This is a genomic window from Francisella sciaenopsi (assembly GCF_045862875.1).
GTDB lineage: Bacteria > Pseudomonadota > Gammaproteobacteria > Francisellales > Francisellaceae > Francisella > Francisella sciaenopsi.
In genome coordinates this window covers 114,429-140,685 of sequence record NZ_BTHG01000001.1, presented here as the reverse complement: position 1 = coordinate 140,685, position 26,257 = coordinate 114,429, and the positions used below count along the sequence as shown (strand labels likewise).

The window sequence follows — 26,257 nt, the reverse complement described above, 5'->3', positions numbered from 1 at the left end:
ATACTTTACAACTTTAAAACAATTTTTTATAAAAAATGACATTAGAACAAATCAAAGAAATTTACTCAAGACCATTAACAGAATTAATTTTACAAGCCTTAGAAATTCATAATAAAAACTTTGGTAATGATATTGAGTTATGCTCATTAAAAAGTATCAAAACTGGTACTTGCCCAGAAGACTGTAAATATTGTCCTCAAAGTGGCCATTACAATACTAGTATCGAAAAGCATAAACTATTAGATAAAGATAGTATATTGGCAGAAGCAAAAAATGCGAAAGGTGCAGGATCGAAAAGATTCTGTATGGGTGCTGCTTGGAAGCACATTCCCAAAAAAGACTTCGATCAAGTAGCTGAGATCATTACTGAAGTCAAAAATCTTGGCTTAGAAACATGTGTAACTCTTGGAAGTATCAACGCTGAGGAGGCTACTAAATTAAAAGAAGCAGGATTAGATTACTACAATCATAATCTTGATACTTCAAGAGAATTTTATCCGGAAATAATTACCACACGCAAATTTGAAGAAAGAATTGAAACTATTAGAAACGTTGCTAACGCTGATATAAATGTCTGCTGTGGTGGTATATTAGGTATGGGTGAATCTCTAGATGATAGATTTAATTTATTACTTGAGTTATTACAGCTACCTGCTGCTCCAAAAAGTATCCCTATCAATACATTAATACCAGTTAAAGGAACTCCTCTAGGAGATAAGTATACAGATGCTCAAATTGATAGTTTTGAATTAGTAAGATTTATAGCAACTACAAGAATACTATTTCCTCAAGCACGCTTGAGATTATCAGCAGGTAGAGAAAATATGTCTTTAGAAACTCAAACGTTATGTTTTCTTGCTGGCATTAACTCAATATTTTATGGTAATAAGCTATTAACAGAGAATAATGCTACTGTTAATTCTGATAATTTTTTATTAGCTAAGCTCGGCTTAGAATCAAATGTCGAATTATGTTAAACCTACAAGATAAGTATACTCAATATCAAAAGGATAATTTATTAAGAGAGTTAACTCCTTTTATAAAGGATGATTCTACTATTGACTTTACAACTAGCGATTATTTAAACCTATCATCAGCACACAATCTTAAAGATGCCATAGTAACTGGTTTTGATAAGTATGGTTTTGGTAGTAAAGGGTCTAATATAGTCTGTGGTTACACTGATGAGACACAGCAATTTGAATATGAGTTTGCAAAGTTTGTTAATTATCCTAGAGCTATATTTTTTAGTTCAGGGTTTATGGCAAATTTAGCAATTTATTCAACACTATTTAGTAAGCATGATAGTATCTTTGCAGATAAGTATATCCATGCGTCTATTATTGACGGAATCAAACTTTCACAAGCCAAACTAAAAAGGTATAAACACCAACAATTAAATCAACTTCAAGATATATATGATGGCAAGAGCTTCACAACTACAGAAGGAGTTTTTAGTACCTCAGGATCTATTACTCAACTTGATAAATTAGCTAAAATCACACCAGAAAAGCTAATAGCTGATGAAGCTCATAGTTTTGGGATTTTAGGTAAAAATGGTCGTGGCGCAATCAACAACTTTCAAATAAGTTATAAAAATTGTCCAATCTGTATTTTTCCTCTTGGTAAAGCATTTGGTGGAGTCGGTGCTGTAGTTTGTACTACAGAAGCAATTGCAGAATACCTAATACAATTCGCACGTAATTATATCTATACAACAGCATTACCACCAATGATATTAAAAGCTGCTTTGATACAACTAAAAAACCTTGAAAAGGCTAATGATAATCGAGCAAAACTTCAAAAAAATATCGCTTTTTTTAATGAGTTATGTGATGACAAAGATTTTAAACTAGTGTCTAAAGATTTATCACCTATTAGAAGTATCCAACTAAATGATGCTAATCTAGCGATTAGATTAAAGGATAAACTCTTTGAAAATAAAATAATAGTGTCTTGTTTTAGATATCCTACAGTACCTAAAGATCAAGCTATATTGAGGTTTTCACTACATAGTAATAATACCTTTGACCAAATTCATCAGGCTTTAGAAATTATCTCAAAAGAGGTCAAATATGAACATATATGATCAAGTTAAAAGTAACTTTGCAAAAGCTACAGATTACTCTAAAAACTCAACTATTCAAAATCAAATACGCCAATTACTTTTAGAGCAAACTCTAAACTACTCAAGACTTGTAAGCTACAATCATACTAATAATATTCTAAATTTAGGAGTGCGTGACTTATCAGAGCCATTAGAACTTGATAGAATATTTTCAGCAAAGCAAATAGATGCTTGTGATATTGCTTTACCGAAAGGCTCCAAGCATACAAATATAAACACGCTAAAACTTAATTTTGATACAGATCTACGTCTACTTAAAAATAGCTATGATTTAATATTTTCAAATATGTCGTTCCAATGGAGCCAAGACATAGAATCATTAATTAAAAATCTGGCAAAAAAATTAAATAATCGTGCAATTTTAGCCTTTAGTACTGTTTTAGATAACAATTTTCATCAGGTAAAAGACATACTAAGAATAAATAAAATGCACAGTAGTTCTAATATTTTAGACTTTATCAGAAAATCTAACTTAAACTGCCTACATCATGAAGATTTATATTTAGATATTAGATTTAATAACTTTAAAGAGCTAACAAATCACCTAAAATCTACGGGAGTTAATACGTATACAGGAAGCAATAATAAACCTAACTTTTCAAATATCAAAAAGTTTCTTACAAATACTGACCGTATAAACCTTAGTTATCATATTGGTTTATTTATATGTTTTAAGGAATAGTTTATGAAAAAGTTTTTTATAATTGGTACTGATACTGAAGTAGGAAAAACATATATATCAACTAAACTGATTGAGGCTTGTGAACATGAGAATATTAAATCACTTTGTTTGAAACCTGTAGCATCTGGACAAAGTCAATTTTCAGAACTGTGTGAAGATGTAGAGAGTATTCTAAATGCTTATAAGAATAAATTTACAGCAGATGAAATAAACCTAATTTCATTTAATGAAGCTGTAGCTCCACACATAGTAGCAACAAAATCAAAAGTAGATATTTCAATTGAAAATCTTAAGCAATTTATTGAAGATAAGTATATTCGAGATTTAGATATTCTCTTTATTGAGGGTGCAGGAGGATTATTAACTCCTTACTCAGATGATGCTACACAATTTGATCTAATAAAGGCTCTACAAATACCAGTACTACTAGTATCGGCTATAAAAGTTGGTTGCATAAACCATACCTTACTGACTATAAATGAATTAAGTCGTCATAATATTAAATTAGCTGGTTGGATTGCTAATTGTAATGACTCAAATATTAAATATATTCATAAACAAATAGATACTATAGAAGTGTTATCAGGATACAAGTGTAGTGCAAAAATTTCTCAAAATGCTGATTATTTAGACTTTATAGATTTATCTAGAATGCTAATATCTCCAGAAGAAAATGAATAATTCCCTTCGCTATTCTTAATAAGAATTTCTCCATTATTTGCTAGGTCAACATAACTACAGTTATTATAAGTTTTATCAGCTAAAGCCAACGAAAACTCTTTATCTTTTAGATAGTTAAGTGATTCAAATCCATTTTTAAAATATGTAAAACCTTTATTAATGAAAACTGCTAAATCTTCTTTAATAGCTTTAATAATTTGTATAGTTAAGTTAGTTCGATTTGCATGGCGTTGCGATTGTAGTTTTATTGATGTCCAATTTTTGGAGATTTGTTCATTATATTGCATATTAACATTTATACCAAACCCTATGAATAGCTTTGCTCTACCATTAATTTCAGCACTAACATTTATAATAATGCCAGCAATCTTTTTATCATCTACATAGATATCATTGGGCCATTTTAATTTAGCATCTAAGTTAATATTTTTTAGAACTCTAGCAATACTGATTCCTACAACTAAGGATAATCCATTAAGTTTCGATATGTCTAGCTCAACTATTTCAAGCATAGTACAATAGATATTTTTACCAAATGGTGAAATCCATTTACGTTTAAATCGTCCAAATCCATCTGTTTGAAATTCTGAGATAAAAATTGCATTCTCACTATACTTAGCTTGATTTTCTATTGCATATTTAGATGTTGAGTCTATAGAATAAAAATAATTTATATTATTAAAAACTTTAGCTAGTTCATCAACCTTTATTAGATCTAATTTTTCTTGGAGTCGATATCCAACTCTTGAGTTAGAAGATACTATTATTTGATAGTTGTCTTTAAGTGCTTTGATATTTTTTGAAATTGCTGCTCTTGATATACCTAACTTTTGAGCAATATCTTCACCACTTACATATTTTTCATCATCTAAAAAGGTTAATATTTGTTGTTGAGTTTTGTTCATTTAGCCTTGCTCTTTTAACAAAATCATAAATTGCTACTTCTATCCAAATAAACAGCTGCCGCACCAAAAACCTGAAAATCACCTTCGGTTTCTGACCATTCTATTTTAATTTTTTTAGCCGACTGAGTAAAGGCAAATGTTTTAATCTCTTCCCACATTGCTTTTTCAAAATATTCTCTAGCTGACATTATTGATCCTGCAATTATTATCACCTCCGGATCTAAAGTATACATAATAGACTTTATTGCAACTCCAAGATGTTTACCGAATTGCTTATAGATGTCTAGAGCATCTTTATCATTATTTCTTGCACGCTTAAGGATTTCAACACCTTCAATACCTATCTTTTTTATAAAGAATTGACCACTACAATAATCCTCCAAGATTCCATCTAAATATGGCAACATACCAAATTCTCCAGCACCACAATTGGAGTCTTTTAGTAAAGAGCCTTTATTGATAATACCTCCACCAATACCAGTGCCTATTGTAATACCAACGAAATTTTCATACTCTTTGCCCTTACCATATAGTCTTTGACCTATAGCAAAACAATTAGCATCATTATCTATAAAAACGGGTACTTTAAACTTTGCCTCTAGTATTTCCTTTAGATGAATTTCCTGCCATGATTTGATATTTTGCACATCATATATAATTCCCTTTTCTCGATCTGCAACGCTAGGAATACCAACGCCAATACCTTCTACTTCAGAGGTAAAAACTTTTGCTATTGTATTTATAACAACATCAATAACAGATTGAGCATTATGTTCTGCATCTGGTGGAATTTTACTCAAGTAAGAATCTAATAAATTTTCTCCACATACTCTACCAGCATTCACTTTGGTGCCACCGATATCAACACCAACCACAGTTCTATTCTTAATTTGAATTTTTTTACTCATATCACTTCAACTTATTTTTTAAATAATTCTGTTAGTTTTATAGTTTTATTATCAATTAATGGCTTAGCTGTTATAGCTACATATAAAATATATATTATAGTTAGATATACAAAACACATTCCTATTCTTAAGCCTAAGATATCTCCAATATTACCAACCACTAATGGCACTATAGCACCACCGATTATTCCCGTACAGAATATTCCTGATACTGTTCCATGATGTGATTTTAGAGAATTCATTCCTAATGAGAAAACTCCTCCATACATTATCGATGTCAAAAAACCACAAATAGGGAAAAATATCAAAGCCATAGTAGCCGATCCAAACAATGCTAGAGACAATGATATTAGTTGTAAGATTAGAAATACTTTCAAAATATTTTTGACATTATATAGTTTCAATAAAACTATACCTAAAATACCGCCAACACATTGCATGATCCAGAATAATGCTACTGTAGTATTGCCTACAGTTTCGGTATTAAAGCCATGATAGTCACTCAAGAATTTAGAAATCCAGACACTAATTCCTTGTTCTTGACCAACATAAGCAAAGATCGCCAAAAAATATATTATTACGACTTTATTCTTTAAAAGATGTAATACAGTAGCAAAACCCTCTAATTTCTCATCTTCCTTCAACTCAACTTTTGGAAACTTAATTAAAGCAATAAATATTACTAGCAAAAACATTACAATTGCATTAAACCAATAAATAGCAACCCAACTAAAGTTTGTTCCTGTTAACTTATTAAAAAATAGTAAAAAATAATTACTATCTCCAGAATATGGAAGATTCATAACTAGATACGATAGTACAAATGGACTAACAAATGATGCCCCTCCAAAAAATACTTGCTGTAATACAGAGAAAAATGAGTAATTTTCCTCACCACCAGCAACTCTTAATAGAGGCCAAAAAGCAACTTGCAATATCGCAGCAGCTGTACCAACTGTAAATAAACTTACGATATAAGTGAGATAGCTAACTTTTAGACAGAATAAAATTGAACCCAAAGAACCCAATAAAAAGGCAAATAAGATCATCTTCTTAGATCCATATTTCTCTAGCGCATAGCCTGCAGGAATTGAAATAATGTAAGCTATAAAAAATGCAAACGGTAAAACTCCAGCTTGCGAAAGTGTCAAATGCAGATCATTAGTTGCATCTGGGATTATAGGTCCTAAAATATTAGTCACAAATGATACAGCAAAAAAGCCAATCATCACCACAGATACTATTAAGTAATTTTTTTTCATAAAATTTGCCTCAAAAAATTTCTAAGTATAAACCTATAGCCTTAAATTACCACTTAATAAAAGCATAAGATAATCAAAAGCTTACTTTTATCAAATATAATACATAATTCAACGTTATACTATTAAATAGATATTTTTATAGAGTATTTTTAATTCAAAAAAATAGTAAATATGCTTTTAATCAAGCATCTTTGAGTTATTACTATTACTAAAAAAAATATTAAAGCTTATAATGTTAACTGGAACAAAAACAATTCTGGAGATCTAAATGAAAATAGAAGATGTTAAAAAAAATGTTTTTTCGATGCCACTAGTATCGCCTACAGCAAATAGAATAGCTTATAAATTCACGAATAGAGAATATTTCATAATCGACTATATAGCAGATATAGAAGTACTAAAAAAATATGTACCAGAGCCTCTTAAACCGACTGGCCTAGTAAAATTTGAATTCATGAAAATGCATGATGCAAATGGTTTTGGTAGCTTTAATGAAGCTGGTCAACTTATCGAAGTTGAGTTTGAGGGTAAGAAAGGCTTATACTCCCACATTATGCTGCTGGATAATTTACCGTCAATTGCAGCTGGTCGTGAAATATGGGGCTTCCCAAAGAAATATGCCCACCCTACTCTTACAGTAGATTCTGATACGTTACTAGGTACGGTAAAATATAACAGTGTTGATGTAGCTTTTGGAACAATGGGATATAAATATCAAGAGCTTGATAAAGATGCTATCAAAAAAGCACTAGAAGAAACTCCTAACTTCTTACTTAAAACCATACCGCATGTTAATGGTAAAGATGTTAGTATTTGTGAACTTGTTAAATACCATGTTAAAGATGTAACTGTAAAAGGTGCATGGACTGGACCTGTAGATTTACAGGTATTTAATCATGTTCAAGCAGCTCTTCATCATTTACCTGTTTTAGAAATTGTCAAAGGTTCTCACTTTATTGCTGATGTTACATTAGGTTTTGGTGAAGTAGTTTTTGATTATCTTAAGTAGTATTTTCCTAGATTCTTTTTAAAATTGTTCTTATATTTTTTGATAATATGATTATTGTAGCTACTATAACTATGCCTATGACAGTATAAATTAATCTAGATAAACTTATCTCATACCCAGATAAATGTGCTAATTTTAGGAGCATTGCAATAAATATTGTCAGAAAAAATACATAGCTTCCATAATGCTTAATGATACAACATATAGTAAAAAATGTTGTTATAAACAAAATCATCCAAATAATGTAAGCATTTGATAAATAAATAGCTAAAGGTATAGCAAATAATGACCCTATTATAGTACCTATCAAACGGTGCTTAATAGCTGTAGATGATCTAATTACATCCGGTTTAAATATTAATAAAACTGTCATAGGTATCCAGTATCCTATTTCAATGTCAAAGTAAATTGATATAAAATTACCTATAATTAAACCAAGTGATAAACTAATTGCATAAATAGTAGAATCTATATCCGGTAAGATTCTTATACTTCTATAATTATCATCAGAAGCATCTTTTATACTTATTTTTTTTAGAATAACTACTAAAAATATTATAAATGCTAATGCTCCTATTAGTGTAAATAACCCGATAAGTATTGAATCAGTCACGTCAGCATTAAATCCAGTTCCTATAACATACATATCAACAATAAAGAGTATGCCATTAGCAAAAACCAAATCTGATTTTGCAGTGTAGCCAATTAAAAAAGAAAATCCTAATAGTATAAGTGAGCTTGTAATTAAATCATGTGAGTAATAACTACCTAAAGATATTGCTATACTCATACAAAATATAAATAATATTCCTGCATATAGCCTAAATTTAATACTATGATTGCGTATTGAAACTTGATGAAGTGCTACTACAAAACATCCTAATGCTGCAAACAAACCATAAATATTTTGTAAGTCTAAGATAATTTGTAGAACTGTAAAAAAACCTATTACCAAAGAGGCAGTGATGCCTAAGATAACACTGTTCTTTTTAAGACATATATATTTTGACATCTAAAACATTATTCAATCTGAAATAATATAGATTATATATATGATTATTATAATTAATCTATTATTTTCTCATCTATCTGATAATTAGTAATATATAATAAACTTAGATAACCAAAGAGATTTTTTATAATTAGGAGATTTTTTATGTCAGTTAAAAATAAAGTGACTTTAATTACCGGAGCTGCATCAGGTCTTGGATTAGGTATGGCTATAGAGTTTGCAAAACAAGGTGCAAAAGTAATAATAGCTGATTTAGATCTAGAAAAATCACAATCAGTAGCAAAAGAATTAGCAGATACATATGCTGTAGAAACATTGGCTGTGCAAATGGATGTCACAAATGAAGAACAAGTAAAATCTGGTGTAGATGAAATTGTCAAAAAATTTGGTCGTATTAATACTGTGATTAATAACGCAGGTATTCAGATAATATCACCTATAGTAGATTTTAGTGTATCAGCTTGGAAAAAATTATTTGATATCCATATGACTGGTACATTACTTGTAACTCAAGCAGCTATGAGGCATATGATTGAGCTCAAAACTGGTGGTAGGATTATAGTTGTAGGCTCTGTTCATTCAGTTCTTGCATCAAAAAATAAAGCCGCTTATGTAGCAGCTAAACATGCACAAGTTGGTTTTGTAAGAGCTCTAGCAAAAGAAGGTGCTGAGCATAATATCTCATCTAACCTAATTGGTCCAGGCTTTGTGATGACTCCATTAGTAGAAAAACAAATTCCAGAGCAAGCAAAAGAACTAAATATTTCTGAAGAAGAAGTTGTCAAAAATATTATGCTTGGTGGCACAGTTGATGGTGAGTTTACGACAGTTCAAGATATCGCTGATACAGCTATATTCTTAGCTGGATTCAAGACTAATGCTCTAACAGGTCAGAAAATTCTAGTAAGTCATGGCTGGGGAATGTAAACAAAGCTAATACTTCTGTGATATATTTATTCTCATATTAATTTTATTCTAAAACTGTAGATGCCTACAAACTCAAATATAAGACAAAAACTAGGTCAATTAATTATGTTGGATTTTCGCTATTGGGGTGAAGATTTAAATAATCAACGTATACCTTTTACAAAAACTAATGATATCGTCAATAAGATCTTTAAAGATTATAATTTAGGTGGTTTTATTCTTTTTAGAGAGAATATTCAAAATAATGAGCAAGTTATCTCTCTATTAAGAGATATTCAAGCTAACACCAATACACCAATATTTTTCGCAACAGATCAAGAAGGTGGTAGAGTTAATCGCTTACAACAAGGTACTAGTGGCTGCGGTAATATGGCACTAGCTGCGACAGATAGTCCTATTAATGCTTATACTATGGCTAAAATAATTGGTGATGAATTATATTCTTTAGGTATCAATATTAATTTTGCTCCAGCTGTAGATGTCAACTCTAACAAAAATAATCCTATTATTGGTGTAAGATCTTACTCAGATAATCCCAATGTAGTTACTGACTATGCCAAAAATGCTATAAATGGTTATCATAATGCTAAAATCATAGACTGCATCAAGCACTTCCCTGGTCATGGTGATACTGCAACAGATAGTCATTTAGGTAATGTAATCTTAGATAAAACTTTAGAAGAATTAGATACTACAGAATTGTTACCTTTTAGAGAGCTTGCTAGAGATTGTAGTATGATAATGACAGCTCATATTAGTGTTCCAGCCCTAGATGATACTCAGTATCAATCAGTTTCAACAAGCGAAAGTATTTATGTGCCAACTACTCTTTCTTATAAGATAATAACCAAATTATTAAAACAACAAATGAAATTTGATGGTCTAGTAGTGTCAGATGCTATGGACATGCATGCTATTGCAAAACACTTTGGAACTATTGAGGCATCTAAATTAGCTATCTTAGCTGGTATAGATATTTTATTAATGCCTGTTCGAGTATGGTCAGAAAAAGATCTTTATAAGTTAGAAGAGCTTTTTTATGAACTAGAAAAAGAATATAATCAAGATCCTAATTTTGCTAATGCAGTTGATAATGCCTACACGAGTATTATTGATTTCAAAGCAAAACATAAACTCGATGAAAGTTTAATATTCAAGCTCTCTCAAAATGAGCAATTAAAATATGCTAATCAAATAGTTAATTGTAGTAAACATCAGCAGATATCTTTAGACATAGCCAAGCAAAGTACAACAGTAGTCAAAAATTCAGGAATTATTCCATGCGATCTAAATAAGCTAAAAAATATCTTGATTGTAGATAATGATAACCAACGTATGATAGATTTTCATAATGAGTTACAAAAAATAGTATCAAAAAACAACTCTACTACTATCATAAACTCTGAAAATATTAATAATCAAGATATAAAAACTAGTATCGAAAATGCTGATATAATTTTACTAATTTCGGCAAATCTTCGTGAATATAATCAGATTTATAGTTATGTAACTTCTATAAAGCCAGAACAAACTATAAATATCGCAGCACTTACTCCTTATGATATTAACTATATCGATAATATTATTAATTATATTTGTATTTATGGTGCGACTTCTATGGATCAAACAAATTATACAAAGACTTCTTTGAAAATTAATATTCAAGCAGCATTAGAAAATATTTTTAACGGTAATATTCCAACAGGAAAATTACCTGTTAGGATTTAATGACAAGATTTGCACCCATCATCATTTTTATTTTTGGTTTCTAATTCAGCTTTATCTACAACCTCGACATGCTGCATCATTCCACAATCTTCATGATATAGTAAATGACAATGTATAGGATACTTACCTGTAAAATCTTTAAATCTTGTTCTAAACTTAACATATCCATTTGCAGGCACAAAGAATGTATCTGCCCAAAAAGGCAGCTCTAATGTATGATTTAAAGGATCTTCACCCTTAACTTCTATAATATAATAAGGATTTACATGAATATGAATTGGATGAGCGAAATTACTTTCATTAATTAAAGTCCATTCTTCTACTGCATCTAATTCCACAATATGATTTACATCATGACAACCAGCAAATGGTTTATGATCAAAGCTTACATTTAATCCTTTATAGTGTTTTTTAGGATCTGTTAATGTATTTGCTTGAAGTGTTATAGTTCTTTTATTAGTAATTTCATCTTCTTGAATTGGCTTTAACAAATCACATCTAAGTGATTTTGGAAATGGTGGAATTGTTGTACAAGCTGGTGTAGTACTAGGGATATGTATATTACTTCCAAGATCACTTCCTTTATCCACTGCTATTACAAATAATGGACTATTGTTATGATATTTGTAGTGTGGCAAATGCTGATACTCAACAACATCATTGTATACATAATAAAAAGATCCAGGAGTGGCATTTTCATCAATTTTAACTAATGTTGATTGTCTATTAGCTGGACCAAGACTTACTCCACTTTGAATACGATAATTATCTAATGGATTACCATCAAATGAATAAGTATAAAATTTTGCAAATGATGGACATTTAAAATCTATAGAAGTTCTAGTTGTTGCATTTAATAATCTTAAATTAAGAACCTCACCAGAATTAACTTTTATTATTGGACAAAACTGCCCATTAACTAGAATACTATATTCACTATTTGGAAACTGGAAAACTTGTGACATATCTTCTACTAATCCATCTTTATCTGCTGGAATACTCTGAAAAATAAGTTGATATTCTTTTACACCAAGCTTTTCTAATTCATCATCAAACTCTCCCTTGACTATCATCATACCAGCCATACCACTACCTACTTGTATTGCAACAGAGCCATGCTTATGAGGATGATACCAATATACACCACATGGATGATCTTTAGGTATATCATATTCGTATGTAAATTTATCACCTGGTTTTAAAACCATACATACATTATCAGATGGTGACTTAGGAGAGATATGTAATCCATGTGTATGCATATTATAATCATTAAATCCATATGGGAAATTAATATTTTCAGGATCTTTATGTGTTTCAGCAGAGGGTAAATTATTAGATGTCTTAAACGTTAAATGAGAACCTTTTCTTAGTTCAATCGTAGGTGCTGGTATTGTACGCCCAGATTCTCTAGTTTTTTCAGTTGAGAATATCCTAGTATTAGTTAATACATCATTACTTTTATGAAATGAAAATACCGCATTTTCCTCATACTGAATATCAAATTTAACTTCTAGATTATTTGTTAATTTATCTACTTTATAAGCCACTGGATTTTCTATATCTTCTAGAAAAGAAATATTTTTTTTAAAATTAGCCATATTAGTTTCTCCATTGATTAAATTAAGCTTTAAATTTAACGTTGTAAATTTTAGATATAACAAAGTATCCTAAGACAGTAAAAATACCCATTAAACTAACTACAAAGAAATATCTATAAAACATCTCAAATCTAAAAAATATACTTATAATTCGTCCAATATACATACCTATTAGCATTGATAATGTAATAAAAGCATAACCTATTACTAAGTATTTGATTGGAATTTTATTTAAACTACATTGTGGTATAAGTATGCAAGAGCTTACGCATGCAATCACCATCAATAATGTCATAAAATTAAAAAACGATAAATAAATTGAGTAACTCATCATATTTTTCATTGCATTCATTGAGTAATGCATATCTATTTGACAACCTATCTTCATACCTAAGCCACCAAAAATAAATGAAGTCCAAAAATGATAAAAATATTCCTTAAACTTATTTATTTGACTGGTAATTAAAAAAGCCGATAATATTAAAATCAATACTAGATAAAAATCCCAATGTACATTGCTTATACTAATAAGATACAGAAATTGAGTAAACAAAAAAAAAGTAAGTAATAACTTCATATGAATCATGTATAGATTACAATATTAATATGCATTATATATGCATATTAATAATAAAACTACCTACCTTGTTAATTTTTATATATGAATAAACAAATCACCTACAAAAATTTAAATATTTTAAGCTGTTTTTGAGCCAAAGAATTCATAGTGGATATTTTTTTCTCTAACACCATTTTTTAATAACTTTTCATGTATAGAAATCATAAACTCTTTAGGTCCACAAAAGAAATATTGTGTATTATCATTATCTTCACTAAGATATTGTTGAATTGTATCTATACAGACTAGTCCTTGCTTTGCGTTAGATCCAGAGTTATTTTCATAAAAGAAAATAGTTTTAAGTCTTGGATTTTCAATTGATAATTTTTTTAACAGATCAGCAAAAGGATGTTCACTTTTATTTTTCTTACCACAAACAAAAAGTACTTGTCTTTGATTTTGGGTTTTTAGCTCTGATAAAAGCATACTCATTAAAGGTGTAATACCTATTCCTGCTGAAATTAAAACTATCGGCTTATCAAGATTTTTATTTACCTCCAAGAAAAATTCGCCACAAGGAGGTGCTATTTCTATTTTATCACCTGCTTTTATCTCTTGCGATAGGTATTGAGATACATAACCTTGATCCTCTCTTTTAACCGTTATTCTTAGATAATCTTCACCAGTAGCTGAAGAAATACTATAATTTCTCATAGTAGTAGTTCCATTATATGGAATTCTAACTGTAATATATTGCCCTGGTTTAAAATCATATCTTTTAAAAAGATTATTTTTTAAATAAAAAGAATATGTATTTATACTCTCATTTTCTTTTTTGATTACCTCAAACTCTTTAAAATTATCCCAACCATAATGTTCTAAATTCTCTTTGTATATACTCTTTTCACGATTAATCAAGATTTCAGCTAATAAATTATAGGCTTCTGTCCAAGCTATAACTATGTCATCATTATTATTTAAGTCTAGGACTTCTTTGATTGATTCGATTAAGTTAGACCCTACTATTGGATAATGCTCCGCTTTGATTTGTAATGATGCATGTTTTTGAGCTATTAGCTCTACCGCATTACCTAAAACTTCAAGATTCTCAATATTTTTTGCATAAGCCAAAATTGCTGCAGCTAAAGCTTCTGGTTGAGATGAATTTTTTTGTCTTGAGGTATTAAAAAACTTTTTAACTTCGGGATTATGTTTAAACATTCTATCATAGAAATGTCTTGTTAAAGCAACTCCATTTTCTTCTAAAACAGGAATTGTTGCTTTTATTGTATCTGTATTCTTTTGGCTTAACATAAAGATATCTCCATATACTCAATTATAATATGCATTATATATGCATATTATAATTTATGCAAATTTATCATATACTTTATGGATATTTTTACTAAAATATTTTATATGAATTTAACTTCTTTTACTGATTACTCTCTTAGAATATTAATAATTTTAGGATCAAATCCTAAACAAAAATATAAAACTAAGGATCTTGTAGAAATATTAGATATTAAACTTAATCATGCTACTAAAATTATTAATAAATTATCCAATCTAAACTATATAGAATCATATAAAGGTAGGTTTGGTGGTGTATCAATTTCTCAAGCTACATACAATATCAAACTATCAACTATTGTTAAAGAACTAGAACCGATGAACATTGTAGAATGCTTTGACAAGGATAAAGCAACCTGTCCATTAATACCAAACTGTAAACTCAAATTTATACTAAATCAAGCAAGCAATGATTTTATAGCACGATTAAGTGACTATAGATTTATTGATATATGCAATATCGTGCCTTCAAATCAAAATAATGATTAAATCTTTAGACTATATTTTTATATCTTCACTAGCAACTATCGTAGCATTATCTTGACTAGAGATTACATAAAACTTACTTGGATTAAGTTGTTTTTTATAGTCAGCAAAAGCTAGAGGACTATGCTCTTTAGGCTTATCTTTTACTACAAGAATGTTTAGCTGATTTGAGTTATTCCAATATTTAACAAATTTATCAAATTTCATTAAATATTTATCTACATTTGATTTAGGGAACTCTCTAACATCATCTAACTCACCTTCATCATTAATAATAATTACATTACGTTTAGTGTAGAAGATAATGTCATAAAAGCGATCACTCTCAAAAACTTGGGCATTTGGATATTTCTGATATATTTTAGATATTTCTTGAGCTGTCTTATATTTAGAGCTTGTATCAAAATAATCTCCTAGTACATAACCTAAATTTGCAACAGTCATCATCATAATACAAATATAAGCAACTAATTTATTTACTGAAAAAGTGTTTAATTCTTTGATTAATTTGATCGTGATTACAGTAGCTATTATTGCAATTGCTAATAAGATTAAGAAATATTTATAGCCAAAACTCCAATACTGAGGAAGACATAAAAGAGCTATAGCTACAATAGGAAGCAGAGCAAAAATAAAGATAATAAATTTAAAATTTATACCATCCCACTTATCAAATTTTTGTAAATCTATGCTTTTAAAGTAAATAGCTACAAGTATTGATAATGGTAGTATTAATGGTGCTAAATAGCCAAACAAGAAAGACTTAGAAATTCCAAAAAATATAAATATAAATGTCGCCCAAATAAATAAAAACCACTTATCTGAATTTTGCTTACGATTTCTGAAGGCTTTTTTTGAAAAGAAGCTTTTAAGTATTTTAGGTAAAAATAAAGTCCAAGGGAAAAAAGCTCCCATAATTGCTAACAAATAAATAATTTTAGAAACTTCTCTATTTTGTTCATCTGTTGAGAATCTAAGTATTTGTTGCACTACTATATAGTAATAAGCAAAATTAGGATGATACTGTTCAACTGCAAATATCCATGGTAACGAAATAACTGCTACAATTACTAAACCTAGGTAAAGCCTAATATCAAGTAGCCTTTTATATTGTCCCATAATAACAGAATATAAACCTACTATAACCATGGGAAAAACTATTCCCATTAGTCCCTTAGTCATAACAGCTAACCCAGCAAATATAAATGCTAAAATAAGCCAATATGTACTTTTCTTGTAGTCATCATCATATTTAAGGCTTACCCAATAACTAAGCATAGTCATATTTAAAAATACTGCTATAGCCAAGTCCATATTCAGATATCTACCAACAAATAGAAATAAAACTGTACTTAGACTTACTCCCACTGATAATAATGCTGTTTGACGGCAATCTAAAACTTTGCGTATTGCTATATATGTAAAAATTAAACATATACCTAATAATACAGGATTTACAAGTCTTGCTCCCCATGTATTCTCGCCAAATATGCTCATAAATATACAGGTAATCCAATATACTAGCGGAGGCTTATGAAAAAATATCATTCCATCAATATATGGAACTATAAAGTTATGGTTAGCGAGCATTTCTCTTGCTACTTCAGAATACCTAGTTTCATCAGGAGCATAAAAATTAGCTACACCATACATACAAAAAGCTACAACAACTGTAACTAAAATTAGCAAAATATCTTTAAATTTGTTATTCATTGGGATTAATTAATTTTGATTTTCTTGGAAGAATTTTTTAGTAAGACAAATAGTTTTTTCGATATCTTCATCACTATGAGCAATTGATATAAAGCCTGCTTCATAAGCAGATGGTGCTAGATATACACCATTATCAAGCATATATGCAAAATATTGATTAAACATTTTAAGATTAGTTTTACCTAAATCTGTAAATGTATTAACAGCAACCTTTTCACTACAGAAAAATAGTCCAAACATTCCACCTAAATATTTCGCATGGAAATTAAAGTCATAAACTCTAGCAGCCTCATTCAATCCATCAACTAATTGTTTAGCTTTAGCTTCTAATTTAACAAAAAAGTCATCTTGTGAAACTTTTTCTAATGTTTTGATACCAGCTGCCATAGCAATTGGATTGCCTGATAAAGTACCGGCTTGATATACTGGTCCAGCTGGAGATACTTTTTGCATAATTTCTTTACGACCACCGAAAGCACCCACTGGCATACCACCACCAATCACTTTACCTAATGTTGTCAAATCAGGCTTAACATCATAAATACTTTGAGCACCACCTAATGCAACTCTAAAACCAGTCATCACCTCATCAAAGATAAGTAAGCTATTATTTTCATCACAAACCGATCTAAGCTTAGCTAAGAAATCATCTTGTGGGAAAATCATATTCATATTACCCGCGATTGGCTCAACTATGATACAAGCGATTTCATCCTTATACTTTTCAAAGAGAGCTTGTATTGAGTCTATATCATTGAAGCTAGCAACTAAAGTATCCTTAACTACATCTTCTGGTACACCTGGAGAATTTGGCTGACCTAATGATAGTGCTCCAGATCCAGCAGCTACAAGAAACTCATCCGCATGTCCATGATAGCAGCCTTCAAATTTGATAATTTTATTTCTACCTGTATATGCTCTTGCTAATCTAATAGCACTCATTGTCGCTTCAGTACCGGAATTTACAAATCTAACTTGTTCAATATTTGGCATGAGCTCCACTATTTTTTTAGCAAGTTCAATCTCTTGTTTACAAGGAGCGCCATAACTTAGACCATTTTTTAGCTGACATTGTATAGCTTCAAGAACATCATCATCACCATGACCCAAAATCATTGGTCCCCACGATCCGATATAATCTATATATTTGTTCCAATCAACATCATATAAATAAGCACCTTTTGCTGATTTTATGAATCTTGGAAATTCTTGCCCAACACTTTTAAATGCTCTAACTGGAGAGTTAACTCCACCAGGTATATATTGTAAGGCCTCTTGGAATAAACTTTGAGAGTTAATTTTATTCTCCATGTTCTTCTTCCTGTCTCATTTTATTTATTTTTTTCTCGACTGCCTGCATTAGTAAGCTTGCAGCATTAACTTTGGTAGCTTTATAGATTTCTTGAATACCTGTTGGACTAGTAATGTTAACTTCAGTTAGTTTATCTCCTATCACATCTAAACCAGCAAACATTACCCCTTCTTTTTTTAGCTTTTTGGCAACTTTTTTAGCTATTTTATAGTCTTGCTCCTGAAGTTCTCTTACTTCAGCTCTAGCTCCAGCTGCCAAGTTACCACGATTATCACTATCACTAGGAATCCTAGCTAAGAGATACTTAATAGGCTCTCCATTGACTATCAGAATTCTCTTATCACCATCTTTTATTGCTTCTTGATAATCTTGTACCATTATATATCTGGTTTCATGATGAGTTAGCGTTTCAAGGATGACATTTTTGTTTTTGTCACCATCTTTAATCCTAAAGATAGAGCTGCCACCCATTCCATCAAGAGGTTTAACAATAATATCTTTATGCTCTGCGTAAAATTGATTAATCTGCTTATAACTTCTAGTTATCAGAGTATTTGGCGCAAATTTAGGATAATTTGAAATGGCTACTTTCTCATTAAAATCTCTAAGTGCTTGTGGATTATTTACGATTAATACCCCATGTTTTTTTGCCAAGTCAAGCATATATGTCACATATATATATTCCATATTAAATGGTGGATCCTTACGCATAAAAATACAATCAAGATCTAACAGTGATAAATCATGATGTTGAGATAATATTTCATACCAAGATTCTTTTGCTTTATGGATTTTTATCTTAAGCGCATCACCTTTAGGATTACCATTAATTATAGATAAATCATTCAAATAAAAAGTATAAATTTCCCATCCTTTATCTTGAGCTGCTTGTAGCATCATATATGTGCTATCTTTTGAAATATTAAAAGAGTTTAAGTTATCTATTATAAATCCAACTTTCATTATTTATCCTATTTTATACCCGATATATTTATCTAAATCTTTACCATTCAAAATATCTGCAATATTTAACATTTTCTTGTTGGGAAATTGTAATTGCTTAAATCTAATTATCTTGTCATTTGTAGCAATATCAAAACCATTTTTAGTTATATCTATAATTGCTGTAACTTTATCATTTGCTGATTTTTCAAGTATCTCAAAATCACCTACTTTTACTTGCTCATCTTCTAACATAAAAAATGCTGATGGCCATGGAGTAAATGCTCTAATATGACAACTAATTTTTTCAGCAGATTTTGTGAAATCTATAAGACCTTCTTGCTTAGTAATCTTATGTGCATAACTAGGCTCACCTTGCTGAGGTTGCGGTTTGATCGTATCAATATTTTCTAAAGTTTCTAATAATGGTTTTATTGATTGCTTAGCAAACTTATCATGCAGTGATTGGGATGTATCTGTATCTTTTATCTCAACTTCTAGAGTATTTAGTATAGCTCCAGTATCAAGTCCAGCATCCATTTGCATTATACAGATTCCAGTTTTAGAGTCTCCTGCTTGGATTGCTCTCTGGATAGGTGCTGCGCCACGCCATTTAGGAAGTAATGAAACATGAATATTTAAACAACCATACTTAGGAATATCCAAAAACTCCTGAGGCACTATAATTCCATAAGCTATCACAACTATGACATCTGGTTTTAGTTCTCTAATTTGCTCAAGTATTTGAGGATCTTTCTTAAAAGACAATGGTTGAAGAACAGCTGTGTTGTTGGCTATAGCCACTTCTTTGACAGGTGAGAATTGTATTTTCTTACCACGCCCTTTTGCTCTATCTGGCTGAGTAAGCACCGCTTGAATATTATGCTGTGATTGATATAAGTCTTTTAGAACTTGTGCTGAAATATCAGGAGTTCCAGCAAAAACTATATTTAATTTTTTCATTGTTACTAGTCTCTAAAAGCGTATGCTCGTAATTGAACACTACTTAATTCAGTAATTTGACCCTCTGGAAATAGGCAAACGTATTTTATCTCATGTGCACCATTTTGAGCAGCTAATTTTACAGCTTCTCTTATATTTTCATTACATAGTTTTTGGAAATCTCTCTCTTGATCTACACCTATTACTACTCTTATTTCACCTATGCTATCTTGTGTATCTGTTTGATAACGTAGATTAAATATTCTGACTTGTTTTGGATCTGTAGCTGGCAATTTTGCACTATATTTAGGTAAATATATACCTTTTGGTTCAGGGATATTCTTAGAAACAAAAAAATATATACAAGATATGAAAACTACAGCTAATATACCAACATACATCAAATTTTGACTGAATCGACTCATTAAAAATTAAATATTGCTCTAAACTAGCTAGATTTTAACACATCTAGTCTATATTGGCTAAATATTAAGTTGTTCAGATAAATATTACAAACAAATTGAAAATCATAACCAAAACCATTATTATATTTACAAATTTAAATATGTATTTATTTTAATATGTCATCGATCACAAGTTTTTTAAAAGTAATTTCTGATAAAAATAGATTAATTATTTTATATGTATTAAACAAAAATACTCTTTGCGTATGTGATATCCAAAAACTTATCTCATTAACTCAAGGAGCGTTATCAATACAACTAAAAAATCTTGTAACTACTGGATTGCTGGAATCTTTTAAGCAAGGCAAATGGGTATTTTATAAACTAAATAAAAATATTCCTAAATATCAGTTAAATATTTTAAATGAGCTTTTCAAACAAGTAGATAAAGACGAAGAAGTTCAACAAATAATATCTAGACTAGAAATTTCTGAAATTTGTAAAATTTAAGGAGTAATAATGAAATTAAAGTTTCTCGATAGGTTTCTAACCTTATGGATTTTTTTAGCTATGATCGCGGGTATCACCATTGGATATACTCTACCAGAAGCTAAAAATTTTGTATCAAAATTTGATATTGGATCAGGTAACTGGTTAATAGGACTAGGCCTAATTGCGATGATGTATCCACCACTGGCAAAAGTTAAATACTCGACAGTGCCAGAAATATTTAAAGATACTAAAATTCTGCTTTTATCTTTAATTCAAAACTGGCTGATTGGTCCTATTCTGATGTTTATCTTAGCAGTTATTTTTTTCCATGACCAACCTAGCTTTATGATAGGACTAATTTTAATAGGGTTAGCAAGATGTATTGCTATGGTAATTGTATGGAATGATTTAGCTAAAGGATCTAGAGAATATTGTGCTGGATTAGTTGCGTTTAATTCTATTTTTCAAATAATATTTTATGCTGCTTACGCATATATATTCATTACTGTTATTCCAAAACTACTAGGATTTGATACGAACATCAATATAGACATATCAATGTTAGATATAGCAAAAAGTGTCGGAATATATTTAGGAATACCTTTTGTAGCCGGGATATTAACTAGAGCTATCTTAATCTCTAAAAAAGGTGAACAATGGTATATAGATAAATTCACTCCAGCGATATCACCTCTGACATTGATCGCCCTACTATTTACTATAGTCCTAATGTTTACTACAAAAGGAAATGAAATAATTAACTTGCCATTTCAAGTAATCAAAGTTGCTATTCCGCTTTTGATATATTTTTTGATAATGTTTAGCATATCATTTTTTATGTCATATAAAGCTAAAGCAACTTACGAACAAGCTGTGTCTTTGAGTTTTACAGCAGCTTCAAACAATTTTGAGTTAGCTATAGCAGTTGCAATCTCAGTATTTGGCATAAACTCTACTGAAGCTTTTGTCGGTGTAATTGGTCCACTAGTTGAGGTGCCTGTTTTGATTGGGTTAGTAAATGTGGCTTTGTGGTTGAATAAAAAATATTTTAATTAAGGCAATTCTGCAATATTATTAAGAATATAATACTTAAATCATACATTTTCTATGCCATACATATATCTAGTCATCGCAATAATTACTGAAGTTCTTGGAACTATTTCTTTACCACTTTGTAATGGTTTTACTAAGGTTGTTCCCTCGCTATTTGTCTTGGTATTTTATGGACTTTCGTTTTACTTTTTATCATTATCATTAAAATATATGAATATTGCTTTTGCGTATTCTGTATGGTCTGCATTTGGAATTATTCTAATAGGAATTATAGGGTATCTATTTTTTAAGCAAAAGTTGGATTTACCATTTGTCTTAGGAACATTGTTTATACTTATTGGAACTATTATTATTTGTGCATACTCAAAAACTATCATGCATTAAGTTTATAATTTTTATTTCTTGTATTTAATTTCCCAACAATTATGGATATTTTTGTTAGATAAAAAATCTCTTGATAAACAAATTTTATCAATATTCTCACAATTAAACTTAGCGATTATTTGTTGTGACATTTTGAAGCGACGATAATTGTTAGAGAAATATAATACTCCATCCTTTTTGAGAGAGTCCATAGCTAAATTTATCAGCAATTCATGATCTCTTTGAATATCAAGAATATCATCCATACGTTTAGAGTTTGAAAATGTTGGTGGATCTAAAAATATCACATCAAACTTCTCGCTGTTAGATTTTAACCAGCTAATACAATCTGCCTGAATAAAATTATGTTTTTTAACATCTAAGTTATTTAACTCAAAATTATTTTTACCCCACTCAAGATAAGTATTAGACATATCTACACTTGTAGTTTTAGCACCTTTTAGGGCAGCATGAACACTAGCTGTACAGGTATAGCTAAATAAATTCAATAAAGTCTTATTTTTCGAAGCTTTTGCCACAAGTTGTCTAATCTTACGATGGTCTAAGAAAATACCAGTATCTAAATAGTCATCGAAATTCACATAAAATTTAGCATCAAATTCGTTAATAACATGAAAGTTATTTTTGTCATTATTTTTTTGATATTGCTCTTTGCCTTTTTGACGTTGACGGACTCTTGTATGTATATTCTCATATTGAATATCTAGAGTTTTATGTATCTGATATATAGCTTGATAGAATCTTTGTTTAGCCATATTTTGATCTATAGTAGCATCAGCACGATACTCTTGTAAAAATACATGCTCACCATATATATCTACGGCTACAGCAAAAGTGGGAATATCAGCATCATACAAACGATAACACTCTACTCCTGATTGCTTTAACCATGGTTTTAGATTTTTAAGATTCTTCTTTAACTTGTTAGAAAAATCTATATGCTCATCTGACTTTTGTGCACTTGCTTCAGCTAAACGAATATTTTTCTCAAGCTGGCTTTCATGTTTAAATCTTGCATGCTCATTTATATCAAACTGATACAATACAGTCTCAATCGCACCATTGTAGAATTTATTTTTCTTGGTAGTGCGTAGCTGCATTTCTTTAATTGATTCATCAAAACTTGTCAAAATCGCAACTTTCCAACCATAAAAATCTTGAGATAATCTATCACCGAAGCCATTAAATATATCTAAGAGTTCATCAAGCTGATCACCGTATAAACGTTCACCATAAGGAGGGTTTGTAACTATCAAGCCCTCACTATCAAACTCATTTTCTAGATCTCGGATATCTTGTCGTTTGATATTAACAATATTTTCAACACCTGCTTGATAAATATTTCTATCTGCTTTATCTAAAACATTATTATCAATATCATAGCCTTGAATAATTGCATTTGTTGACTTTTGAGCTTTTTTTGCGATTTCTAATAAGTTACTCCATAAGTCTTCATCGTGAAGCTTTGAATTAAATAGTTTAAATTCTTTATTTAACAAGACGGGAGCTATATTTTTTGCCATAAGAGCCGCTTCAATAAGAATAGTCCCAGAACCACACATTGGATCAATCAATATAGGCTGTTCTTTCTTAAGCTCATCTAACCAACCAGCTTTGATAAGTATCGCTGCTGCTAAAGATTCTTTTAAAGGTGCTTGACCTTGAAATTGTCTATAGCTACGCTTATGTAAACTCTCTATATTTAAGCATAAAAACACATTTACATACTGCTTGTGTAAGTGAAGTTTGATAATATTATCTGGATTATCAGTATCAATATTTGGACGCTCATTAGTTTCTCTTCTAAACTGATCAACTATAGCATCTTTTGTCTTTTGCGAAACAAACATAGTATTATTAAAATCATAATGCTTGCCTGAAATTATGATTTTAAAAGCAGTATTAACATCAAAGTAATCTAGCCAATTTATCGAAGATATAAAATCATATAAAGCTTGCTGATCTGTAACTTTTTGAGTAGCTATTTTTAGCATAACTTGGCTTGCTAGATGAGAATAAATACAAACTTTATAAGCATCTTCAAAAGATCCCTCAAACTCAACTCCAGCTAGTTTTTCAGATGATGGTATGCCTAACGTATCTAGCTCATCTTTTAATAAAAGCTCGATACCCTTTGCACAGCTAGCGAAAAATGTAAAATTTTGCATAAGAAATTATAAAATATAAAATATGTGTTAAATGATATATTAATTCAAATAAATAACAATTAATAAGCGAAAATCTATTGATTTTATAAGATATAAAATTATAATATCTATTCTAAATACTCGCATAGCTCAGTTGGTTAGAGTACTACCTTGACATGGTAGGGGTCACTGGTTCGAATCCAGTTGCGAGTACCACAAACTCTTCTCATTTATTCCCATTAAATCCTAAAACATAATAAAACAAGTGATTTCAATAGGGTTTTGTACTCTTACCAAGTCTTGACATATCCAGCCAAATTCTGGACTTAGGGTATACAAAAAGGTATACTAAATCAGTTCTATAAATTATGTATACCAATTATGACGATTACAAAAGAAAAATTAACACCTAAAAAGATAACAAAAGATGAGCATATTGAAGATTTAAAAGCTGAAGATAAGGAGTATAAAAGGTCTATAGGTGACGGACTCTATCTTAGAGTTGACATAAATGGTAAAAAAACATGGCAATCTCGATACACTATCGACAAAAAAAGAAAATGGTTTTGTCATGGATCTTTTGACAATATCAAAATTGATGATGCTAAAATCAAAAACCTAGAATTAAAGAAAAAAATTGCTAGTGGTGAAGATTTAGAAGTCAAAACTGAAAAACCAGTAAAAATAACCGTAGCGGATATGGCTAGAGAATATATTCTCTTTCAAGAATCTAATAACCGTACTCCAGATTTTATCAAAAAGATGACTAATGTTATCAATAATCATATTATCCCACAAATTGGTAATAGAAGTGTCAAATCAGTAAAAAGAAAAGATTGTATAGAATTACTATGGCTTCTAGCTGATAAAGGAGCAACTAGGAAAAAAACTCTATCAGCACTAAAAGGTATTTTTAGAACAGCTATATACAAAGACTTGATAGAACATAGCCCTGCTAATGAGCTATCTGATGCCTTGCCCAAGTATCAAGCTAAGCCTATGTCTCATATAAGTCCGTTACACAATAAAAAACAACTTAAAGAGTTACTAATAGATTTAGATAACTATGATAAAGGAACTACAGTAATCAAACATGCTCTAATGCTACTACCATATATAGTGTTACGACCAAAAGAAATAGTATCTCTTAAATGGGATCAATATGATGCTGATAAAGCTAGAATAATAATACCTGCTGAAGTAATGAAAATGCGTAAAGATCATATTGTTTGTCTATCAAAACAAGCCAAACAAATACTTGAGAATCTTAGATCAGAAAGTTATGACAGTGAATACATATTCCCATCGTTTTATAGAGATAGGACTGGTCATATTTCTTATGAATCGCTTGGTAAGGCTATCAGGCTAATGGGCTATAATGGGATTGATAAACCTAAGCAAACATTGCATGGATTTAGACATATCTATAGTACTGCTATTCATGAGTTGCAAGAGCAACATCATTTCAGTGAATTAGCTATAGAGCTTGTATTAGCTCATAGTGATAAAAATAGATCTAGAGCTAGTTATAATTTCGCAGATAAATTAGGTGAGCGTGCCAAAATAATGCAAGTGTATGCGGATTGGATAGATAATTTAAAAAACTCTTAGGTTTAACCTATTTAGT

General features: G+C 30.0%; 25 protein-coding genes and 1 tRNA gene. 13 read left to right on the top strand and 13 right to left on the bottom strand.

The features are described 5' to 3' along the window. Positions 1 to 35 precede the first annotated feature (35 nt). Genes bioB through bioD form a run of 4 tightly spaced genes read left to right on the top strand, consistent with a single transcriptional unit; the run spans position 36 to position 3,491 of the window. Positions 36 to 977, top strand: coding sequence for a biotin synthase BioB (gene bioB / locus ACKTR7_RS00680; RefSeq protein ID WP_407876559.1), 942 nt, complete (start codon positions 36 to 38; stop codon positions 975 to 977). Further along, positions 971 to 2,089, top strand: coding sequence for an aminotransferase class I/II-fold pyridoxal phosphate-dependent enzyme (locus tag ACKTR7_RS00675; protein ID WP_407876558.1), 1,119 nt, complete (start codon positions 971 to 973; stop codon positions 2,087 to 2,089). Before bioB ends, ACKTR7_RS00675 begins: the two co-directional genes overlap by 7 nt. Then, entirely contained in the window at positions 2,076 to 2,810 is a 735-nt protein-coding gene (locus ACKTR7_RS00670; protein WP_407876557.1) for a methyltransferase domain-containing protein, read from the top strand. Before ACKTR7_RS00675 ends, ACKTR7_RS00670 begins: the two co-directional genes overlap by 14 nt. A gap of 3 nt (positions 2,811 to 2,813) precedes the next feature. Continuing rightward, positions 2,814 to 3,491 (top strand): dethiobiotin synthase, encoded by a 678-nt coding sequence (gene bioD, locus ACKTR7_RS00665; RefSeq protein ID WP_407876556.1) that lies wholly within the window; start codon positions 2,814 to 2,816, stop codon positions 3,489 to 3,491. Here bioD and ACKTR7_RS00660 read toward each other — a convergent pair. From ACKTR7_RS00660 to ACKTR7_RS00650, 3 genes are read right to left on the bottom strand one after another with little or no spacing between them, the layout of a single operon-like run. Beyond that, a complete protein-coding gene (locus ACKTR7_RS00660; RefSeq protein WP_407876555.1) occupies positions 3,434 to 4,396 on the bottom strand; it encodes a biotin--[acetyl-CoA-carboxylase] ligase in 963 nt (320 codons plus the stop codon). The genes bioD and ACKTR7_RS00660 overlap by 58 nt on opposite strands. Before the next feature lie 23 nt (positions 4,397 to 4,419). Then, on the bottom strand, positions 4,420 to 5,304 hold the full coding sequence (locus ACKTR7_RS00655; RefSeq protein WP_407876554.1) for an ROK family protein: 885 nt from the start codon (positions 5,302 to 5,304) through the stop codon (positions 4,420 to 4,422). A gap of 11 nt (positions 5,305 to 5,315) precedes the next feature. After that, positions 5,316 to 6,566, bottom strand: coding sequence for a sugar MFS transporter (locus ACKTR7_RS00650; RefSeq protein ID WP_407876553.1), 1,251 nt, complete (start codon positions 6,564 to 6,566; stop codon positions 5,316 to 5,318). Positions 6,567 to 6,834: 268 nt separating this feature from the next. Here ACKTR7_RS00650 and ACKTR7_RS00645 point away from each other — a divergent pair, with 268 nt between their 5' ends. After that, a complete protein-coding gene (locus ACKTR7_RS00645) occupies positions 6,835 to 7,575 on the top strand; it encodes an acetoacetate decarboxylase (RefSeq protein WP_014548278.1) in 741 nt (246 codons plus the stop codon). A 7-nt stretch (positions 7,576 to 7,582) separates the two neighbouring features. Here ACKTR7_RS00645 and ACKTR7_RS00640 read toward each other — a convergent pair whose 3' ends face one another. After that, positions 7,583 to 8,587: an FUSC family protein gene (locus ACKTR7_RS00640; protein WP_407876552.1), complete on the bottom strand. Its 1,005-nt coding sequence runs from the start codon at positions 8,585 to 8,587 to the stop codon at positions 7,583 to 7,585. Between the two features lie 144 nt (positions 8,588 to 8,731). Here ACKTR7_RS00640 and ACKTR7_RS00635 point away from each other — a divergent pair, with 144 nt between their 5' ends. Continuing rightward, positions 8,732 to 9,514, top strand: coding sequence for a 3-hydroxybutyrate dehydrogenase (locus tag ACKTR7_RS00635; RefSeq protein ID WP_407876551.1), 783 nt, complete (start codon positions 8,732 to 8,734; stop codon positions 9,512 to 9,514). A gap of 60 nt (positions 9,515 to 9,574) precedes the next feature. Further along, the gene (locus tag ACKTR7_RS00630; RefSeq protein WP_407876550.1) at positions 9,575 to 11,242 is read left to right on the top strand and encodes a glycoside hydrolase family 3 protein; all 1,668 of its coding nucleotides are present in this window, start codon (positions 9,575 to 9,577) and stop codon (positions 11,240 to 11,242) included. Here ACKTR7_RS00630 and ACKTR7_RS00625 read toward each other — a convergent pair. The 3 genes from ACKTR7_RS00625 to hmpA form a co-directional block, all read right to left on the bottom strand. Beyond that, the gene (locus tag ACKTR7_RS00625) at positions 11,239 to 12,843 is read right to left on the bottom strand and encodes a multicopper oxidase family protein (protein ID WP_407876549.1); all 1,605 of its coding nucleotides are present in this window, start codon (positions 12,841 to 12,843) and stop codon (positions 11,239 to 11,241) included. The two genes, ACKTR7_RS00630 and ACKTR7_RS00625, sit on opposite strands and share 4 nt — an antisense overlap. 22 nt (positions 12,844 to 12,865) lie before the next feature. Next, entirely contained in the window at positions 12,866 to 13,231 is a 366-nt protein-coding gene (locus ACKTR7_RS00620; protein ID WP_407876548.1) for a hypothetical protein, read from the bottom strand. A 309-nt stretch (positions 13,232 to 13,540) separates the two neighbouring features. Beyond that, on the bottom strand, positions 13,541 to 14,716 hold the full coding sequence (gene hmpA / locus ACKTR7_RS00615; RefSeq protein WP_407876547.1) for an NO-inducible flavohemoprotein: 1,176 nt from the start codon (positions 14,714 to 14,716) through the stop codon (positions 13,541 to 13,543). A 105-nt stretch (positions 14,717 to 14,821) separates the two neighbouring features. Between hmpA and ACKTR7_RS00610 the strand changes: the two genes are divergently transcribed. Next, positions 14,822 to 15,244 carry an Rrf2 family transcriptional regulator gene (locus tag ACKTR7_RS00610; protein ID WP_222829647.1) on the top strand — a complete coding sequence of 141 codons (423 nt, stop codon included), beginning with the start codon at positions 14,822 to 14,824 and terminating at the stop codon, positions 15,242 to 15,244. A 9-nt stretch (positions 15,245 to 15,253) separates the two neighbouring features. Here ACKTR7_RS00610 and ACKTR7_RS00605 read toward each other — a convergent pair whose 3' ends face one another. The 5 genes from ACKTR7_RS00605 to fvfA are packed head-to-tail and all read right to left on the bottom strand — an operon-like array spanning position 15,254 to position 20,575. Beyond that, positions 15,254 to 16,954 (bottom strand): phospholipid carrier-dependent glycosyltransferase, encoded by a 1,701-nt coding sequence (locus ACKTR7_RS00605; RefSeq protein WP_407876546.1) that lies wholly within the window; start codon positions 16,952 to 16,954, stop codon positions 15,254 to 15,256. A gap of 9 nt (positions 16,955 to 16,963) precedes the next feature. Beyond that, the gene (gene hemL, locus ACKTR7_RS00600) at positions 16,964 to 18,265 is read right to left on the bottom strand and encodes a glutamate-1-semialdehyde 2,1-aminomutase (protein ID WP_407876545.1); all 1,302 of its coding nucleotides are present in this window, start codon (positions 18,263 to 18,265) and stop codon (positions 16,964 to 16,966) included. Then, positions 18,255 to 19,229, bottom strand: a complete 975-nt coding sequence (gshB, locus tag ACKTR7_RS00595) for a glutathione synthase (RefSeq protein ID WP_407876544.1) — start codon at positions 19,227 to 19,229, stop codon at positions 18,255 to 18,257. The genes hemL and gshB overlap by 11 nt, the downstream gene beginning before the upstream one ends. A 3-nt stretch (positions 19,230 to 19,232) precedes the next feature. Further along, entirely contained in the window at positions 19,233 to 20,171 is a 939-nt protein-coding gene (fmt, locus tag ACKTR7_RS00590) for a methionyl-tRNA formyltransferase (protein WP_407876543.1), read from the bottom strand. A gap of 5 nt (positions 20,172 to 20,176) precedes the next feature. Continuing rightward, entirely contained in the window at positions 20,177 to 20,575 is a 399-nt protein-coding gene (gene fvfA, locus ACKTR7_RS00585) for a Francisella virulence factor A (RefSeq protein ID WP_407876542.1), read from the bottom strand. Positions 20,576 to 20,731: 156 nt separating this feature from the next. Between fvfA and ACKTR7_RS00580 the strand changes: the two genes are divergently transcribed. The 3 genes from ACKTR7_RS00580 to ACKTR7_RS00570 are packed head-to-tail and all read left to right on the top strand — an operon-like array spanning position 20,732 to position 22,483. Continuing rightward, positions 20,732 to 21,064 carry an ArsR/SmtB family transcription factor gene (locus ACKTR7_RS00580; protein ID WP_407876541.1) on the top strand — a complete coding sequence of 111 codons (333 nt, stop codon included), beginning with the start codon at positions 20,732 to 20,734 and terminating at the stop codon, positions 21,062 to 21,064. Positions 21,065 to 21,073: 9 nt separating this feature from the next. Continuing rightward, a complete protein-coding gene (arsB, locus tag ACKTR7_RS00575) occupies positions 21,074 to 22,102 on the top strand; it encodes an ACR3 family arsenite efflux transporter (protein ID WP_407876540.1) in 1,029 nt (342 codons plus the stop codon). Between the two features lie 51 nt (positions 22,103 to 22,153). Next, complete coding sequence (locus ACKTR7_RS00570) at positions 22,154 to 22,483, top strand: DMT family transporter (RefSeq protein WP_222829640.1); 330 nt, start codon at positions 22,154 to 22,156, stop codon at positions 22,481 to 22,483. Between the two features lie 11 nt (positions 22,484 to 22,494). Here the strand turns inward: ACKTR7_RS00570 and rlmKL are convergent, their stop codons facing one another. After that, positions 22,495 to 24,651: a bifunctional 23S rRNA (guanine(2069)-N(7))-methyltransferase RlmK/23S rRNA (guanine(2445)-N(2))-methyltransferase RlmL gene (gene rlmKL / locus ACKTR7_RS00565; RefSeq protein WP_407876539.1), complete on the bottom strand. Its 2,157-nt coding sequence runs from the start codon at positions 24,649 to 24,651 to the stop codon at positions 22,495 to 22,497. 118 nt (positions 24,652 to 24,769) lie between these two features. Here rlmKL and ACKTR7_RS00560 point away from each other — a divergent pair. Next, positions 24,770 to 24,846 (top strand) — tRNA-Val (locus ACKTR7_RS00560). Between the two features lie 165 nt (positions 24,847 to 25,011). Beyond that, the gene (locus tag ACKTR7_RS00555) at positions 25,012 to 26,241 is read left to right on the top strand and encodes a tyrosine-type recombinase/integrase (RefSeq protein ID WP_407876538.1); all 1,230 of its coding nucleotides are present in this window, start codon (positions 25,012 to 25,014) and stop codon (positions 26,239 to 26,241) included. The last annotated feature ends 16 nt before the right edge of the window (positions 26,242 to 26,257 follow it).

What these genes read in the sequence shown, in the direction of transcription:
- bioD (WP_407876556.1), top strand. Translation starts at nt 2,814, where the DNA reads ATGAAAAAGTTTTTTATAATTGGTACTGATACTGAAGTAGGAAAAACA.
- ACKTR7_RS00580 (WP_407876541.1), top strand. Translation starts at nt 20,732, where the DNA reads ATGTCATCGATCACAAGTTTTTTAAAAGTAATTTCTGATAAAAATAGA.
- ACKTR7_RS00655 (WP_407876554.1), bottom strand. Translation starts at nt 5,304, where the DNA reads ATGAGTAAAAAAATTCAAATTAAGAATAGAACTGTGGTTGGTGTTGAT.
- arsB (WP_407876540.1), top strand. Translation starts at nt 21,074, where the DNA reads ATGAAATTAAAGTTTCTCGATAGGTTTCTAACCTTATGGATTTTTTTA.
- ACKTR7_RS00555 (WP_407876538.1), top strand. Translation starts at nt 25,012, where the DNA reads ATGACGATTACAAAAGAAAAATTAACACCTAAAAAGATAACAAAAGAT.
- ACKTR7_RS00625 (WP_407876549.1), bottom strand. Translation starts at nt 12,843, where the DNA reads ATGGCTAATTTTAAAAAAAATATTTCTTTTCTAGAAGATATAGAAAAT.
- ACKTR7_RS00640 (WP_407876552.1), bottom strand. Translation starts at nt 8,587, where the DNA reads ATGTCAAAATATATATGTCTTAAAAAGAACAGTGTTATCTTAGGCATC.
- ACKTR7_RS00645 (WP_014548278.1), top strand. Translation starts at nt 6,835, where the DNA reads ATGAAAATAGAAGATGTTAAAAAAAATGTTTTTTCGATGCCACTAGTA.
- ACKTR7_RS00630 (WP_407876550.1), top strand. Translation starts at nt 9,575, where the DNA reads ATGCCTACAAACTCAAATATAAGACAAAAACTAGGTCAATTAATTATG.
- rlmKL (WP_407876539.1), bottom strand. Translation starts at nt 24,651, where the DNA reads ATGCAAAATTTTACATTTTTCGCTAGCTGTGCAAAGGGTATCGAGCTT.
- ACKTR7_RS00605 (WP_407876546.1), bottom strand. Translation starts at nt 16,954, where the DNA reads ATGAATAACAAATTTAAAGATATTTTGCTAATTTTAGTTACAGTTGTT.
- ACKTR7_RS00610 (WP_222829647.1), top strand. Translation starts at nt 14,822, where the DNA reads ATGAATTTAACTTCTTTTACTGATTACTCTCTTAGAATATTAATAATT.
- ACKTR7_RS00670 (WP_407876557.1), top strand. Translation starts at nt 2,076, where the DNA reads ATGAACATATATGATCAAGTTAAAAGTAACTTTGCAAAAGCTACAGAT.
- ACKTR7_RS00675 (WP_407876558.1), top strand. Translation starts at nt 971, where the DNA reads ATGTTAAACCTACAAGATAAGTATACTCAATATCAAAAGGATAATTTA.
- gshB (WP_407876544.1), bottom strand. Translation starts at nt 19,229, where the DNA reads ATGAAAGTTGGATTTATAATAGATAACTTAAACTCTTTTAATATTTCA.
- bioB (WP_407876559.1), top strand. Translation starts at nt 36, where the DNA reads ATGACATTAGAACAAATCAAAGAAATTTACTCAAGACCATTAACAGAA.
- hmpA (WP_407876547.1), bottom strand. Translation starts at nt 14,716, where the DNA reads ATGTTAAGCCAAAAGAATACAGATACAATAAAAGCAACAATTCCTGTT.
- hemL (WP_407876545.1), bottom strand. Translation starts at nt 18,265, where the DNA reads ATGGAGAATAAAATTAACTCTCAAAGTTTATTCCAAGAGGCCTTACAA.
- ACKTR7_RS00635 (WP_407876551.1), top strand. Translation starts at nt 8,732, where the DNA reads ATGTCAGTTAAAAATAAAGTGACTTTAATTACCGGAGCTGCATCAGGT.
- fvfA (WP_407876542.1), bottom strand. Translation starts at nt 20,575, where the DNA reads ATGAGTCGATTCAGTCAAAATTTGATGTATGTTGGTATATTAGCTGTA.
- fmt (WP_407876543.1), bottom strand. Translation starts at nt 20,171, where the DNA reads ATGAAAAAATTAAATATAGTTTTTGCTGGAACTCCTGATATTTCAGCA.
- ACKTR7_RS00620 (WP_407876548.1), bottom strand. Translation starts at nt 13,231, where the DNA reads ATGAAGATAGGTTGTCAAATAGATATGCATTACTCAATGAATGCAATG.
- ACKTR7_RS00650 (WP_407876553.1), bottom strand. Translation starts at nt 6,566, where the DNA reads ATGAAAAAAAATTACTTAATAGTATCTGTGGTGATGATTGGCTTTTTT.
- ACKTR7_RS00570 (WP_222829640.1), top strand. Translation starts at nt 22,154, where the DNA reads ATGCCATACATATATCTAGTCATCGCAATAATTACTGAAGTTCTTGGA.
- ACKTR7_RS00660 (WP_407876555.1), bottom strand. Translation starts at nt 4,396, where the DNA reads ATGAACAAAACTCAACAACAAATATTAACCTTTTTAGATGATGAAAAA.